This is a genomic window from Tepidibacter sp. Z1-5 (assembly GCF_037844525.1).
Classification (GTDB): domain Bacteria; phylum Bacillota; class Clostridia; order Peptostreptococcales; family Peptostreptococcaceae; genus Tepidibacter_A.
Genome location: NZ_JBBMMD010000047.1, coordinates 1 through 14526 on the forward strand (window position 1 = coordinate 1; position 14526 = coordinate 14526).

Genomic DNA, 14526 nt, shown 5'->3' on the forward strand with positions numbered 1-14526 from the left:
ATTTGTTTTGGGATTAAGAGCTATAATTTTTCCAAATTAGAGATTTGATCAATTGGTATTTTATAGTGAATAAATAATTACATTTGTACGAAATTTAGGTAGTTAGGTTTTTTCTATAAAACTATTAAGAGAAATCTTATAAATTTATATGAGGTAAATAATATGAAGAAGAATATATGGAAATTATTGCTACAGGATTTAAATAATAGTTTTTATTTTATAGACTGTTTGTCTGTTTTATTTGACAAGCAGTCTTTTTTTAATAGTAAATTTAGCTTGAATTTGTAAATTAAAGTTGAATTTAATTTTAATATAGGATAACACTAAGCTATGAATTGGTTTTTAAACTTAATAAAAATAGTTGAATATTGAATATACTTATCATATTTAATCACAAAGCATAGAAAAATATATATTATAAGGAAAAATAAAATTTTATAAAAAAAATTGTCAAAAGATATAGAATTTTCTTAAATTCTATTATATAATGTATTAAATTAAAATTTCGGCTATAATTTCGGGACGGGATTAAAATTAAAAAGGAGGTAGAGATTATGATGGAGAAGAAATATGGTCTTTGGACCACGGTTGCCATGGTTATTGGTATAGTAATAGGGTCAGGAGTATTCTTTAAGGCTGACAATATTCTTATGGCTTCAGGAGGCAATGTAAAAACAGCTTTAATTGCTTGGTTAGTGGGAGCGATTTCTATGATTTTCGGAGCTTTAGTTTTTGCAGAGTGTTCTAATAGATTTGAAAGGTCTAATGGAATAGTTGACTATGCTGAGGGCATAGTTTCAGAGAGATTTGCTTATTTAATAGGTTGGTTTAATGCAATTATTTATTATCCAGCACTAGCTGCGGTACTAGCGTGGGTAGCTGCTAATTATACTGCTATTTTATTTAATCAAGAAGGTAATTTTGTATGGATTATGTCTGCTGTATATATGTTAGGAATATATGCTATGAACTACTTATCACCGATATTATCAGGAAAATTTCAGGTTGCTTCAACAGCAATTAAGGTAGTTCCTTTAATTATTATAGCTATAGTTGGTATATTCCAAGGCGTTAATAATGGAATCTTAGTTGATAATTTTTCTGCAGCTACGAGTGCAGTAGGTGGAGGAAATGGATTTGCAGCTGCAGTTCTTGGAACAGCATTTGCATATGAAGGATGGATTATTGCAACAACAATTAATGGAGAAATAAAGGATTCTAAAAAGACTCTTCCGAAAGCTCTTATATTTGGAAGTTTAACTATAGTAGTTATATATATTTCATATTTCCTAGGAATAGTTGGAATTATTCCAGCTGAGACTATTTTGGAACAAGGAGATAATGCTGTTAATACTGCTGCTAGTGTTGTATTTGGAAGTTTAGGAGCATCTGTTCTTACTGCATTCATAATAGTGTCTTGTTTAGGTACTCTTAATGGACTTATACTTGGAGGTTCTCGTTCTTTTTATTCATTAGCTATTCGTGGACAAGGTATAAAGCCGGAGATTTTTTCGAAAGTAGATAGTAAAACTAATATGCCTACTAATTCTGCTATGGCAAGTTTTGGGTTAATTTGTGCATATTTAGTAGTTTGGTATATGAATTTTGCAGGATTATTTCCTGGTGGAATGTTCATAGATGTTTCAGAGTTACCTATAGCTTTAATTTATGCATTTTATATTGTTATTTATATTGCATTTATGATTAAAATGAATGACTTATCAACTATGAAAAGAATTGTTATTCCTATGCTTGCACTTATGGGTGCTGCGATAGTTGTATACGGTGGACTTTCTAAGGCTTCTGTAAAAGTTGATTTAGGTATTTCTGTTGTTGTATTCCTTTCAGGTTTATTATTTTATAGAAAAGAAGCAAAATAAAAATTGTATAGGATTTAAACTTAAAATAGTAATATTCTAAAAAAAATTAATAAAGCTAGTGATGTTAAAGACGATGATTTCTGTATAAAACAGGAATCATCTTTTTTTTGTTGTATTGATATACATAGCTAGTAAAATGGACATTAAAGAATAATTGTAAAAAAATGAAAAATATTATACAATATCTAGTAATATTTAAATTGAATAATAAAATAGTAGGTTTGTTATGGTTGATGATTTTAGTGTTTAAATTAAAAGGAGTTGTACTTAATGAAAATATACATATTTGGACTTATTGTTATTATTTGGAGCTGTGTATATTATGATAATAAAGTAAAAAAGATGATAGATGATTCAAAAATTATATTTTCATCATTTGGGGTAAAGTATAATATGATTGGATTTACAATTCTTATAACGTTTATGTTCTTTTTAGATGATTTAGATATATATGAGGTTTTAGCTATGTGCACTATTAATTATTGGGATCTTTGTAAAATGCGATTGGTTATACATTCTGATGGAGTAATTCTTAAAATGAAGAATTATAAATATGAAAATATAAAATTTTATAAAATATGTGTTCACTCTAGTAAAAAATTTAAGTTGATGTTATTAATATATGACAAAGATGAAAAAGCGTACAAAAATGTATATAAAAATGTTGTACTAAGATGTGAGTATAGAGATGAAGTAATAAATGCGTTTAAAGGAAATGTTAAAGGTAGCGCAGGAGCTGGTTGTGACAATTAAGCATGAAAACTATATTTAAAAGGGAGCGGTTTTATGGATTTGAATAGAAGAGAATTAGATTTAATATCACTTAGTTTGTTTAGATTAACAATAGAGAAGAAAGCATTACTAGGAGATAGAAAAGATAAAGATTTGATTGAAATGGTAGAAGAATTAGAAAAATTAAGTTCTAAAATTGATACTGAAAGACTTATAAAATAATGTTTATTTCAAAAATTAATATAAATATTTTAGTATAAGGATAAAATTTATGTAAATTAAAAATAATATAACTAATATCAAAATGAGAGTTTGAATTAAAACTCTCATTTTGATATATAGAATAGTACAAACTAAATTTTGTTTGGAGGAAAATGTATGAATATTATAGAGATGTGGAGTGAAGTTCTTAAAAACAGTAATAACTTAAGAAAAAATATAAAAAATATAGATATAAAACAATATAATTTAAATGATCTAATAAAATATATCCAAGAGTATTTTGATAATGTTAAAAATTTCAAAAGTTTAATATCTGACGAAAATCCCAGTACCCAATATAAAATATATAATGCATATTTAGAAGCTAATATAGGTGTTATAGCTATTGAATTTATGAATCTTAAAGAAAAAAATATGGAGGCATATAATACTCTGATAAATAGTATAGATGGTTTTGATATAAAAGATTTAGTCTATTATAATGAAAAGCTTATACAGGATTATACACCCTATGATATTTATATATTAAGTGGGGAAAATGATAAAGAATACAATGGATGGTATTAAATATATGAAATTCCAAAAACAAAGTAGAAATATTGAAAAAAATGTATAAAATTAAAAAAAATAAAGTAGAAATATTGAAAAAGTTGAAAAAAAATGGTAGAATGAAATAAGAAAACAAAATACTTAGGTACAGAGAATGATGAGGAAAAACACCTAAAAATAACAAGCGTTAGCTTGTAATTTGGGTGTTTTTATTTTTGCACACAAGGAAAAGGTTTTCTAAAAAATAAAGGAGGAACAATGTTATGTTTGAAATTTTTAAACCTGCACCAGCTATCGAGCGTATGGCAGAATCTGAAATCGATAGCGAGTATAAAAAACATAGGGCTCAGGTATTTTTAAGTATTTTTATTGGTTATGCGGCATATTATTTCATAAGAAAAAACTTTAATATGGCTGTACCTTATTTGATTGAAACTTATGGGTTTACTAAAACTCAAATTGGTTTGGTTGGTTCAGCACTTGGGTTATCTTATGGTATTAGTAAGTTTATAATGGGGAACATATCTGATAGATGTAATCCGAGATATTTTATGTCGGCAGGACTTATTTTATCTGGTATTGTAAATTTATTATTTGGATATGCATCATCTATGACTATGTTATTTGTATTAATGTTTTTAAATGGATGGTTCCAAGGTATGGGATGGCCTCCATGTGGAAGAACTATGACTCACTGGTTTTCGGATAAAGAACGTGGAATTAAGATGTCTGTATGGAACGTTGCTCATAATATAGGTGGAGCTTTGGTTCCAACTTTAGCATTAACAGGTTTAACTATCTTCTCTACTTGGAGAGGAATGTTTTACTTCCCAGCTATACTATCTATAATTATAGGTTTTGGAGTTTTGATATTTTTAAGAGATACACCTCAATCGGTTGGACTTCCACCAATTGAAGAGTATAAAAATGATTATCCAAGTATAAAAGTGGATGATAGAGAAAGAGAGTTATCAAGTAAGGAAATACTATTTAAGTATGTTTTTAATAATAAATATATATGGTATATTGCAATAGCTAATATTTTTGTGTATTTAGTAAGATATGGGGTTATGGATTGGATTCCTATTTATTTAAAAGAGGTAAAAGGATTTAATATAAAAGAAGCAGGAGTTGCATTTGCTTTATTTGAATGGGCAGCTATTCCAGGAACTATTATTGTTGGATGGCTAAGTGACAAGGTATTCCATGGAAGAAGAGCTCCTATGGGAGTCATTTGTATGGTAGGAGTAATTGTTGCTGTATTCATTTATTGGAAGAGTGATAGTGTTATGGCTATTAATATAGCAGTCGCTTCTGTTGGAGCTTTAATATATGGACCTGTTATGTTAATAGGTGTTGCTGCACTTGATTATGTACCTAAAAAAGCAGCTGGTACTGCCGCTGGATTCACAGGATTATTCGGATATGTAGGTGGAGCAGTTTTAGCAAATGCTGCTGTAGGAGCAGTGGTAGATAGAATGGGATGGGACGGAGGATTTAAGTTTATTTTAGGATCTTGCGTAATGGCTATAATATTCTTATCTCTTACTTGGAATACTCATGATAGATCTAAAGAAAATATTGAACAAACGGCTTAATAACATAAAACCACCGCGATGCGGTGGTTTTTATATTATTTCAAAGGTAGTATTTACTTGTGCAGAAACTTCTATAAGTCCACTTTGAATAGGTGGTGCACTACTTTTAACAGCGTAAGTTGTAGGATATACTTGAACTTGACCGAATGAGGTTTCTTTTATGCTTGAAGGTATATTATTAACTCTTGTATTTAAGGATTTTGCTACATTATTTGCTTTTTTTACAGAGTCTTTAACTGCTAGATCTAAAGCTTTATCATAGTAATGTTTTTCATTGGATAATCTAAAGTTTACTCCTCCCTCTATATTTGCTCCATTTTTAATAGCTACATCGTAAACCTTTCCTACTTGATTAATATCTTTTACTGTTACTTGAAGTACATGTCTTACTTCATAATTTCTAAATTTTTGTTTTCCGTTTATATAGTCGTAGTTTATATTTACTGAATAATCTATAGTTTGTATATCCTCATCTTCTATTCCTATGTTGTTTAAAGCTTTGATTACGTTGTTTGACTGTTTTGTGTTTTCGGTTTGAGCTTTTTGTAGATTCTTATCTTGTGTTACAACTCCGATTATTACTGTTGCCATATCTGGTGGTACTTGTATAGATGCGGTTCCTACAACTGATATTGTTCCATAACGATCAGGTTTCTTATCTTCATTTCTATTCATTGTAGGTCTTTTTGTGTATGAAGGTGTATATGGAATCATTGTAATCCTCCTTTTGAAATTCTGTAATGAATACTATTATAGTATGAATAATAATTATATCTTGTGAATGAGTTTTTGTATTAATTGTACTAATTGGAATTTATATTCATGTTATAGTTTGTAATTTTGTTGTAGAATAGATGTATTACATAGGTAAATGAAACTTTTTTGATTAAAAGTCGTCTAATAAGTATAAGGGGCTTTTAAGTTTAAGGAGGGTAGGTTTTGGATTTAAATGAAAATGAATTAATTAAAAGATGTATAGATGGGGATGTTGATGCGTTTGAAAAGCTTATAGATAAGTATAAGCAGACTTCATACAATATAGCCTTGGGAATTGTAAAAAACCCTGATGATGCTATGGATATATCTCAAGAAGCCTTGATTAAGGTGTATAGGTATATTAAAAATTTCAATCAGAAATCTTCTTTTTCAACTTGGCTCTATAGAATAGTTATGAATACTTGCCTTGATTATATAAAGAAGAATGAGAAAAACAAGGTTATACCTATAAATGAAGAGATTATAAATAATCAAGAGACTTATATAGAGAGCAACCCAGAAAAAATATTAGATAAAAAAATAGAGACTCAACAAATACGGGATGCAATAGAGAAATTATCACCTATTCAAAAAAACGCAATTATATTAAGAGATATACAGGGTTTTAGTTATGAAGAAATAGCTAATATAACAGAGTGTTCACTTGGAACTGTTAAATCGAGGATTAAGCGAGGTCGGGAAAATCTGAAAGAGATATTAAAAGAAAGTATGAAGGAAGAATGTTTTGGTTAAAGAAAGGAGATATGATATGAACTGTGATAAATTCAGAGAAAATATTTCTTATTACATAGATGATATTTTAGATCATAATGATAAGCGTGAATTTGAAGATCATATGAATGATTGTGAACAGTGCAAATGTGAGTATGAACAAATGCTTGTTTTGATAGATAGTTTAAATAGTATTGAGCAGGTTCCACTACCTGACAATTACGATGAAACATTAAGAAAAAAATTAAACAATGAGAAAGTTAAAGTGAAGAAGAAATGGAGCAAATATATGTACATTGCAGCATCTGTGGCTATAGTATTTTTTAGTGCACAAAATATTGACAAGATAAAGACTTTAGATGTTCAAGAAAATCCTAACATAGAGGTCAGTGAATATTCTAATCAAGAAGGTGTACAACAAAGTCCGATGCAAAATAGTGATAAGGCAAATACTAAAGGTGATAATAATACTAAAGAGATGAATATAGCATCCAATAAATCTGATGATAAAAAAACTAATAACAGTGTACCTAATAAAAAAGAAGTTGCATCCACTTATAGTATGAAACCTCCTATTGATAATGAACCATCTGTTGATAATGAAACGTCTGTTCAAAATATAGAAACAGTTCAAAAAGAACAAGATGATAATAATATAATGAGTATACAAATGGCTTCAGATGAACCTTTGGGAAAAAATAGTAGAAGCATAGCTCAATTTAATATGAATAATGAATATCAAAAGAATGTTAAGGTAGGAGATGATTTTGATATTACACTTGAAAATCCAAAGGGAACTAGTTATTCTATGATATGTGATGATGATAATAGTTTGATAGAGCTTATATCACAGAGTGTTTCTGAAACTGAAGAAGTGGATTCGTATACATGGAAGTTTAAAGCAATCAAAGAAGGTAAGATTAAGATAAGTTATATACAACATGATAAGACTGATAAAAATAAGGTTTATAATGAAGTAGTATATGAAATAAATATACAGGAATAAACGAATTTACACTATAGTTTTGATTTGCTAATTATTAAATAAAAGGGGCTGTCTCAAAATAGAAAGTAATTTCTAGAGCGAGACAACCCTTTTTTATGCATAAATTGGTAATTGGGAAAAGAATATGTTATCATAATGCTGTGTGTATAAAAATGGAAAATAAAAACAGGGGGGATTTAGGTGAAAAACAAAAAAATATTTTTAATGTTGTTTATATTTACTTTTACATTAACTAGCTTTGTAAATTCATATGCTGATTCTAATATTTCAAAAGATGATGCAAAACAAACAGCAGTTAAATTTATTAAAGAAAATTTTAATATTCAAATTGATGATGAAAAATTTGAGACTAAAATTAGATCTATTGATAATAAATATAATGGAAAGTCAGTGTGGGATATTAGTTGGCATAGTGAAAAAGATATAGATATTGATGTTAGCGTAGATGCAAATAGTGGAAAAGTAATATGGGTTGATAAAGATGATTATAGTGATGAATCAGCTCGTATAGCAAAAATTACAAAAGAAGAAGCAAAAAAAATAGCAGAAGATTTTTTAAAAAAAATAAATCCAAATGAATTTAAAGAAATAAGATTTTTAGATACTTATGAATATGATTATAAAGATCCTGTAAGAAATTATGATTTTACATATTTAAGAAGAGTAAATGGAATAGACTACATTAATAATGAGATAAGTGTAGAAGTAGATGGAGTAACAGGAAATATTAATTCATATAAAAAAAATTGGGAAGAAAATTTAAATTTACCAGATTCTAAAGATATAATAGAAAGTAATAAAGCAAAAGAAATATTAAAAAAAGATACTAATATGACTATTGTGTATACATCTTTTGATAGATTTGATAAGGAAAATATAATGCTTTTATACAAACCTAATTATGACAGACCTAATAATTTAAGAGCAAGAATGGTTGATGCAAAAAAAGGAATAGCTATTGATTATAATGGAAATGAAAAAATAGAAAATTTAAAAACAAAGGATATAACTAAAGAAGAAAAAGAAAAAATATTAAATAGTGTTAAAAATATAGAAAAATTCAGCAAAGAAATAAACGAAAATGAAGCAGAAACTGCAATAAAGCAAAAGCTAAAAGAATTATTAAATAAAGATTTTGAGTTAGAATCTTTAATGTATATGGAAGATGAAAATTATTATAGAACAAATGGAAAAAAAGTATGGCAGGCTTGTTTTAGTAAAAATGATTCTGATGAAACTTATGGTGAAGGTAAAATAATAATAGATGCTCTTACTAAAGAGGTTATACATTTGGATTTATACAACTTTGAAGAAGGTAAAAATATTAGTCCAAAATTAACTTGGGAAGAAGGATATGATAAAGCAGTAGATATAATAAAGAATTATTATCCTAATAAAATAATGGATATAGATACAAAACAAAACTATGTAGAAACTTATTTTTATGATGAAAATGGAAATAAAGTATATCCTTTAGACTATGAATACAAATTTTACAGATTAGTAAATGGAATAAAATATGAGGATAATTGTATAGGTGTTAATATAAATGCTAAAACTGGAGAAATAAATAGTATAGAATATAAATGGAATAAAGATATTAATTTTTCAAGTAATGAAAAAATAATAGATAAAGATAAAGCTAAGGATATATATTTTGATAATCATAATATTAAACTTAAGTATGAAAGAATTAGGTATGATAAAAATATGGGAGATAAAGGAAAAGTCACTTTATTATATGATCTAGAACCATTAAGAGGAAAATATGATTTTTATAGTTTAGATGCAGTTAGTGGGAAATTTATAGATTATGATGGAAATGAAATAACTAAAGAGGAGAATAATTACAAGGATAAAATAAAAGGACATTGGGCAGAGAAAGAACTTAGTATACTTAATGATAGTGGTATAATAAATATTAATAGCTTTGAAGATAATAAAGAACTTACAAAAATGGATGCAGTAAAAATGCTTGTAAATTCAAGAGGATATTATCCAAATTATTCAGATAAAAATAATGAACTTAAATTTAAAGATATACCAAAGGATAGTGAGGATTATTATTATATCCAATTAGCTGTAGAATATAATTTGATAGAGAACAAAGAAGAAAACTTTAAGCCAAATGATAAAGTAACTAGAGAAGAAATGGCTAAAATGATTGTAAAGCTTATAGATAAAGATAAAATGGCAAATATGAAAGGTATATATTCACTTGGATTCAAAGATGAACAAAATATAGGAGAAGATTATAAAGGATATGTAGCTGCATGCAAAGGTCTTGGAATAATTAGCGGAAATGATGGAAACTTTAGACCAAAAGATAATGTAACTATGATTGAAATGACTATATCTATTTATAAGGCTCTTTCAAATACAAATATAAGATAAGTTTTTAGTCACAATATTGTTATTAGGCAATATTGTGACTTTTATTTTTAAAAAATTTAAAGAGAAGAGGAACTGCTTTTTCCAATGATTTATTAAATCATTTTGAGACAGCTCTTTTAAGATTATTTTTTTATTTGTTTATCTATTAATCCAGTGGCGTGGCCCATAGGACATACTTGACACCAGCTTCTTGGCTTAAATATTACACCCATTATAATACCTACTAAAAGAGAGGCCATCATAAATCTGAAAATTGAAAAACCTATTTTTTTAATATCAAGACCTGCATGTATTAAAGATATAGTAAGCATTATAAACATTAAGCTAAGTAGTACGTTTTTTACAGTATTACTTCTAAATGATTTAGGTAAATTGTTTTGAAGACTTATGTTATTTAAAAATTTACCTAATAATGATCCACGAGGGCAGTAGTGGGAACAATGAACTTTACCTCTTCCTTTAATAGCATGATACATTGGTACTGTCATGCAAATAAATCCTAAAATTCCGAATCTGATATCCAAAATTGATAATGTTATAAATAAAATCATAAAAATCCATGACCAATTCATATGTGATTTTTTATTTTTATTAGTATTTTTTTTCATTATGAAAACCTCCTTGAAGTTCAATAATTATTATATTCATATATTACGATATATGGATGGAGATGTCAATGATTATTTTGAATATTAATCTATTATGAAGATAAAAAGCACGCATTTTAAATTTGTAATACATAGTATATAAGAGTAAATTAATTATAAGTAATCAAGTATAAGAGGTGATAATATGGAGTATATACAAGCCAAAAAGTATGATTTTGAAGATATAAACGGGATGACATTAAAACAATTAAGTCAACATTATAAGCTTTATGAGGGTTATGTTAATAAGGTGAATGAAATATGGACTATATTAAATGAAAACAAATTATATGAAAATCCGAATACTACTTATAGTGATACGAGAAGTCTGATGCTTGGACAAAGTTATGCTGTTGATGGAGTTAAGCTACACGAATTGTATTTTTCTAATTTAGGTGGAGGAAATAATATGCCTTATGGAGATATACTTAATGAAATACAAAAAAAATATGGCTCATATGAATTTTTTAAAGAAAGATTTAAAAATATAGGTTTATCGATGAGGGGATGGGTAGTTTTATCTATTGATTCCTTAGATAATAATCTTCATATATATGGGCTTGATGAACATGATGTAGGTGCTGTTCTAATGTCTTATCCACTTTTAGTTATGGATGTATATGAACATGCCTATATGATTGATTTTGGTATAGACAGAAAAAAATATATTGGTGTATTTATTGAAAATATAAACTGGGATATAGTAAATGAAAGGTTGAGTAATTATAAAAAAATTAATAAAGATTTTCCTAGAAAATATAGATGTATTCCTGATGAGATTAATATAGAAAAAACGTATGGTTGGGCTAATTATTGCAAAGACTAAAAAAACTATGATTTTTAATCATAGTTTTTTGTATTAATATAGACAATGACGTATTCCTAGAAAATATAAAAAACTCTGAAAAAATAATATGAAGAGGAGCAGTTAATATGGATGAAAGACAGAATATGATGGGAAGTTATCCTATAAATAAACTTTTATTAAAATTTTCTATACCAGCTATAATAGGTATGCTTGTGATGGCTTTATATAATATAGAGGATGGTATATTTATAGGTAGAGGAGTTGGAGCTTTAGCTTTAGGTGGAGTTATTATTTATTGCTTTAAAAAACTATAGAATACAAGAAGAATTTTAATATGTAGTAACTTATGTTACCGAAAAAAATATTTAAAAAGACTATAATATGGGTATAATAAAAAACATAGTTTATTTGAACAAATAGAGGTGAAAATAATGGGAGCACATTTTGGGAATTTACAAAAGATAAAAGGTGGGAAGAGGACGTTTGCTATAACACCTCATATACCAGGTGGTTTTATAACTTCAGATACAATGATAAAAATAGCAGACACTGCTAAAAAATATAATGGAATACTAAAGATAACATCTGGACAGAGAATAATGATAACTAATTTAAAAGAGGAAGATTTAAGCAGTATATGGAAAAAGTTGAATATGAAGCCGGCTGTTAAGAATCAGTATTCAATAAAAAATGTAGAGATGTGTCCGGCTGGTTTTTGTAAAAGGTCTAAGGAAAATACTATAAGAATAGGTATGAAGATAAGTAAAAACTTTCATGGAAAAGAAATGCCAAATAGAACTAAAATAGGTGTTGCAGGATGTAGAAATGCGTGCACTAGTGTATATGCAAAAGATTTAGGGGTAATAGCTACTAAAGAAGGGTTTATTATAACAGCAGGTGGAAGTGCAGGATTTCATCAGAGAATGTCAGATATAATATCCGAAAAGCTAAGTGAAGAAGATGCATATAGATTAGTGGAGATTATACTTGATTATTATAATGAAAATGCTTTGATGGGTGAAAAGTTAGGATTTTTTATAGATAGAATAGGTATAGAAAAATTTAAAAATGATGTAGTTGAAAAATTATAAATATATGGTAATATTATATATATATATAATAAGGAGGTAATTTAATATGAAAATAACTAAAGATATGTTAATAGGAGAGCTTTTAAGAATAAACCCTAATGCAGCACCAATACTTATGGGATTTGGAATGGGATGCATAGGATGCCCTTCTGCTCAAATGGAAAGTTTAGAAGAAGCTGCTGCTGTTCATGGTATAAATTTAGATGAATTACTTAAGAAGTTAAATGAAGGAATAGAGTAAATATTAATTTTGGATAAAAATTGTATAAATTAATACTTAATGGATAAAATAACCTCTAAAAGGAGGTTATTTTTATGTTTGAGAAAAAAAGATCTTCCAAAATTCCTATTTTGCTTATTGCTATATTGACCCTTGTTGGAGGGTTTTATATGGGAAAGATACTTGAAGACGAAGATAGAAATACACCTGTTACTAAAACCGTACAGGCTGAAGAAGAACAGAAAGTTAAAATTGAAGCTGTTAACAAAAAAGAAGAGGTATTAGTAGATAAAGATGCTGTTATTAAAATAACTACTAAATACGATAAGTGTGAACATGTAGAAACCACAGAAAATCCTGTTTCGAAAGATGTTGTTGGATTAAGTGAGACGGAATTTAAAGAATACATGAAGAAGAATTATTCTCAATTTAGATTGCTAAGTTTTAAGTCTAAGGAAATCGACTTATTAAAGGAAATAACTAGTTATTGCGATAAGCATTATGAAATAGGTGAGGACAATGGATACATAATCATATACAAATATGATGAAAAAGGAAATAAGAATGTATTTAAAAAAACAGAATCTTCGATAACTTCTCTTCCTTCTATAGATCAAGAACAGATAAAATCTGGTCTTATATTAAATTCTCTAGAGGAGCTCAATGAAAGACTTGAGGATTTTGGAAGTTAAAATAAAGCCTATGATATTCACTATTGGATATCATAGGTTTTATTATTTTCAAAAGTATTATATAATTATGTAGAATATATGTTTGGGAGATGAAGCGATGATTGTACTTGGAATTGATCCGGGGATTGCCATACTTGGATATGGTATTATAGAGTATAAAGGAAATAATTTTAAGGTTATAGATTACGGGTCTATACAGACATCTTCTAAGTTAGATGTATTTAAAAGACTTGAAAAGATATATGCAGGATTAGATATATTGATAAAAAAATACAATGTAGATGAGATTGGAATAGAGGAACTGTTTTTTAATAAAAATGTAAAGACAGCTATAACTGTAGCGCAGGCTAGAGGGGTTGCTATGCTTGCTTGTGCTCATAATTATATAAAGACGTATGAATACACTCCTTTGCAGGTTAAACAAGGTGTAGTCGGCTATGGAAGGGCAGATAAGGCTCAGGTTCAGATTATGGTTAAGTCACTTCTTAATTTAAAAGAAGTTCCAAAGCCTGACGATGTAGCAGATGCATTAGCTGTTGCTATATGTCATTGCCATTCTAATAAACTTGAAAAAATAATAGGATAAGAGGGAGGATATTATGTATCAGTATATAAAAGGTATAATAGAAGAGATTAATATTGATTTTATAGTTGTAGAGTGCAATGGAATAGGTTATAGGATAAACACTTCTCAAAATACTACATGTCAGGTTAAAAAAGGTGAGCAAGTAAAAATATACACAAAGCTTATAGTAAGAGAAGATGATATGAGTATATGTGGTTTTAAAACTCAGGAAGAACTTAAAATGTTTGAACTTTTAAATTCTGTCTCAAAGATAGGTCCTAAGGTAGCACTTTCTATATTGTCATTTGCAGAACCTAAAAGATTAGGAGCTTTTATATTGAGTGAAGATATAGCTTCTTTATCTAAGGCACCTGGAGTTGGAAAGAAAACTGCTGAGAGAATGATACTTGAGCTTAAGGATAAGATAGACAAGCATAATGTGGATTTTGAACAAACACTATTTACTTCATCTAACAGAAATATACTTGAAACAGATGAAGCAACTCAAGCCTTAGTTGCGCTTGGATATTCTTTAGCTGAGGCAAAAGATGCTGCTAATAAGTGTAAAAAGGAATGTTTTGATACTGAAGAACTTATTAAGAAGTGTCTTATGTATTTGATGAAGTAGAGTAAG

At 27.8% G+C, this 14526-nt stretch carries 17 protein-coding genes; 15 read left to right on the top strand and 2 right to left on the bottom strand.

Translation table 11 applies throughout. The features are described 5' to 3' along the window. Positions 1 to 554: 554 nt before the first annotated feature. The 5 genes from WJW32_RS11570 (at position 555) to glpT (ending at position 4981) form a co-directional block, all read left to right on the top strand. Positions 555 to 1880: an APC family permease gene (locus tag WJW32_RS11570; RefSeq protein ID WP_340258472.1), complete on the top strand. Its 1326-nt coding sequence runs from the start codon at positions 555 to 557 to the stop codon at positions 1878 to 1880. Positions 1881 to 2150: 270 nt separating this feature from the next. Next, positions 2151 to 2633, top strand: coding sequence for a hypothetical protein (locus WJW32_RS11575; RefSeq protein WP_340258474.1), 483 nt, complete (start codon positions 2151 to 2153; stop codon positions 2631 to 2633). A gap of 33 nt (positions 2634 to 2666) precedes the next feature. Beyond that, a complete protein-coding gene (locus tag WJW32_RS11580) occupies positions 2667 to 2834 on the top strand; it encodes a hypothetical protein (RefSeq protein ID WP_340258476.1) in 168 nt (55 codons plus the stop codon). A 156-nt stretch (positions 2835 to 2990) separates the two neighbouring features. Next, a complete protein-coding gene (locus WJW32_RS11585) occupies positions 2991 to 3401 on the top strand; it encodes a hypothetical protein (protein WP_340258477.1) in 411 nt (136 codons plus the stop codon). Between the two features lie 245 nt (positions 3402 to 3646). After that, the gene (gene glpT, locus WJW32_RS11590; RefSeq protein ID WP_340258479.1) at positions 3647 to 4981 is read left to right on the top strand and encodes a glycerol-3-phosphate transporter; all 1335 of its coding nucleotides are present in this window, start codon (positions 3647 to 3649) and stop codon (positions 4979 to 4981) included. A gap of 30 nt (positions 4982 to 5011) precedes the next feature. On the opposite strand, the gene WJW32_RS11595 is transcribed toward glpT, so the two are convergent. Beyond that, a complete protein-coding gene (locus WJW32_RS11595) occupies positions 5012 to 5695 on the bottom strand; it encodes an SIMPL domain-containing protein (protein WP_340258481.1) in 684 nt (227 codons plus the stop codon). A gap of 225 nt (positions 5696 to 5920) precedes the next feature. Here WJW32_RS11595 and WJW32_RS11600 point away from each other — a divergent pair, with 225 nt between their 5' ends. The 3 genes from WJW32_RS11600 to WJW32_RS11610 all read left to right on the top strand — a co-directional run bounded on the left by WJW32_RS11600 (position 5921) and on the right by WJW32_RS11610 (position 9869). Further along, positions 5921 to 6490: an RNA polymerase sigma factor gene (locus WJW32_RS11600; RefSeq protein ID WP_340258483.1), complete on the top strand. Its 570-nt coding sequence runs from the start codon at positions 5921 to 5923 to the stop codon at positions 6488 to 6490. Further along, a complete protein-coding gene (locus WJW32_RS11605; protein ID WP_340258484.1) occupies positions 6483 to 7475 on the top strand; it encodes a zf-HC2 domain-containing protein in 993 nt (330 codons plus the stop codon). Before WJW32_RS11600 ends, WJW32_RS11605 begins: the two co-directional genes overlap by 8 nt. Before the next feature lie 180 nt (positions 7476 to 7655). Beyond that, the gene (locus WJW32_RS11610; protein WP_340258486.1) at positions 7656 to 9869 is read left to right on the top strand and encodes a YcdB/YcdC domain-containing protein; all 2214 of its coding nucleotides are present in this window, start codon (positions 7656 to 7658) and stop codon (positions 9867 to 9869) included. A gap of 122 nt (positions 9870 to 9991) precedes the next feature. Here the strand turns inward: WJW32_RS11610 and WJW32_RS11615 are convergent, their stop codons facing one another. Beyond that, on the bottom strand, positions 9992 to 10477 hold the full coding sequence (locus tag WJW32_RS11615; protein WP_340258488.1) for a 4Fe-4S binding protein: 486 nt from the start codon (positions 10475 to 10477) through the stop codon (positions 9992 to 9994). Positions 10478 to 10661: 184 nt separating this feature from the next. Between WJW32_RS11615 and WJW32_RS11620 the strand changes: the two genes are divergently transcribed. From WJW32_RS11620 to ruvA, 7 genes are all read left to right on the top strand, one after another. Further along, a complete protein-coding gene (locus tag WJW32_RS11620) occupies positions 10662 to 11342 on the top strand; it encodes a superoxide dismutase (RefSeq protein WP_340258490.1) in 681 nt (226 codons plus the stop codon). A gap of 107 nt (positions 11343 to 11449) precedes the next feature. Next, positions 11450 to 11638: a hypothetical protein gene (locus tag WJW32_RS11625; RefSeq protein ID WP_340258492.1), complete on the top strand. Its 189-nt coding sequence runs from the start codon at positions 11450 to 11452 to the stop codon at positions 11636 to 11638. 117 nt (positions 11639 to 11755) lie between these two features. Continuing rightward, the gene (locus tag WJW32_RS11630; RefSeq protein ID WP_340258494.1) at positions 11756 to 12415 is read left to right on the top strand and encodes an NAD(P)/FAD-dependent oxidoreductase; all 660 of its coding nucleotides are present in this window, start codon (positions 11756 to 11758) and stop codon (positions 12413 to 12415) included. A 46-nt stretch (positions 12416 to 12461) separates the two neighbouring features. Further along, the gene (locus WJW32_RS11635; RefSeq protein ID WP_340258496.1) at positions 12462 to 12656 is read left to right on the top strand and encodes a DUF1858 domain-containing protein; all 195 of its coding nucleotides are present in this window, start codon (positions 12462 to 12464) and stop codon (positions 12654 to 12656) included. Positions 12657 to 12730: 74 nt separating this feature from the next. Beyond that, positions 12731 to 13327, top strand: coding sequence for a hypothetical protein (locus WJW32_RS11640; RefSeq protein WP_340258498.1), 597 nt, complete (start codon positions 12731 to 12733; stop codon positions 13325 to 13327). A 97-nt stretch (positions 13328 to 13424) separates the two neighbouring features. Next, a complete protein-coding gene (ruvC, locus tag WJW32_RS11645) occupies positions 13425 to 13913 on the top strand; it encodes a crossover junction endodeoxyribonuclease RuvC (protein ID WP_340258500.1) in 489 nt (162 codons plus the stop codon). 13 nt (positions 13914 to 13926) lie between these two features. Next, positions 13927 to 14520, top strand: coding sequence for a Holliday junction branch migration protein RuvA (gene ruvA / locus WJW32_RS11650; protein WP_340258501.1), 594 nt, complete (start codon positions 13927 to 13929; stop codon positions 14518 to 14520). Positions 14521 to 14526: the final 6 nt, after the last annotated feature.

Coding starts and splice junctions, on each gene's coding strand:
- WJW32_RS11625 (WP_340258492.1), top strand. CDS start 11,450: ATGGATGAAAGACAGAATATGATGGGAAGTTATCCTATAAATAAACTT.
- WJW32_RS11630 (WP_340258494.1), top strand. CDS start 11,756: ATGGGAGCACATTTTGGGAATTTACAAAAGATAAAAGGTGGGAAGAGG.
- WJW32_RS11595 (WP_340258481.1), bottom strand. CDS start 5,695: ATGATTCCATATACACCTTCATACACAAAAAGACCTACAATGAATAGA.
- ruvA (WP_340258501.1), top strand. CDS start 13,927: ATGTATCAGTATATAAAAGGTATAATAGAAGAGATTAATATTGATTTT.
- WJW32_RS11640 (WP_340258498.1), top strand. CDS start 12,731: ATGTTTGAGAAAAAAAGATCTTCCAAAATTCCTATTTTGCTTATTGCT.
- WJW32_RS11585 (WP_340258477.1), top strand. CDS start 2,991: ATGAATATTATAGAGATGTGGAGTGAAGTTCTTAAAAACAGTAATAAC.
- WJW32_RS11615 (WP_340258488.1), bottom strand. CDS start 10,477: ATGAAAAAAAATACTAATAAAAATAAAAAATCACATATGAATTGGTCA.
- glpT (WP_340258479.1), top strand. CDS start 3,647: ATGTTTGAAATTTTTAAACCTGCACCAGCTATCGAGCGTATGGCAGAA.
- WJW32_RS11635 (WP_340258496.1), top strand. CDS start 12,462: ATGAAAATAACTAAAGATATGTTAATAGGAGAGCTTTTAAGAATAAAC.
- WJW32_RS11580 (WP_340258476.1), top strand. CDS start 2,667: ATGGATTTGAATAGAAGAGAATTAGATTTAATATCACTTAGTTTGTTT.
- WJW32_RS11570 (WP_340258472.1), top strand. CDS start 555: ATGATGGAGAAGAAATATGGTCTTTGGACCACGGTTGCCATGGTTATT.
- WJW32_RS11620 (WP_340258490.1), top strand. CDS start 10,662: ATGGAGTATATACAAGCCAAAAAGTATGATTTTGAAGATATAAACGGG.
- WJW32_RS11575 (WP_340258474.1), top strand. CDS start 2,151: ATGAAAATATACATATTTGGACTTATTGTTATTATTTGGAGCTGTGTA.
- ruvC (WP_340258500.1), top strand. CDS start 13,425: ATGATTGTACTTGGAATTGATCCGGGGATTGCCATACTTGGATATGGT.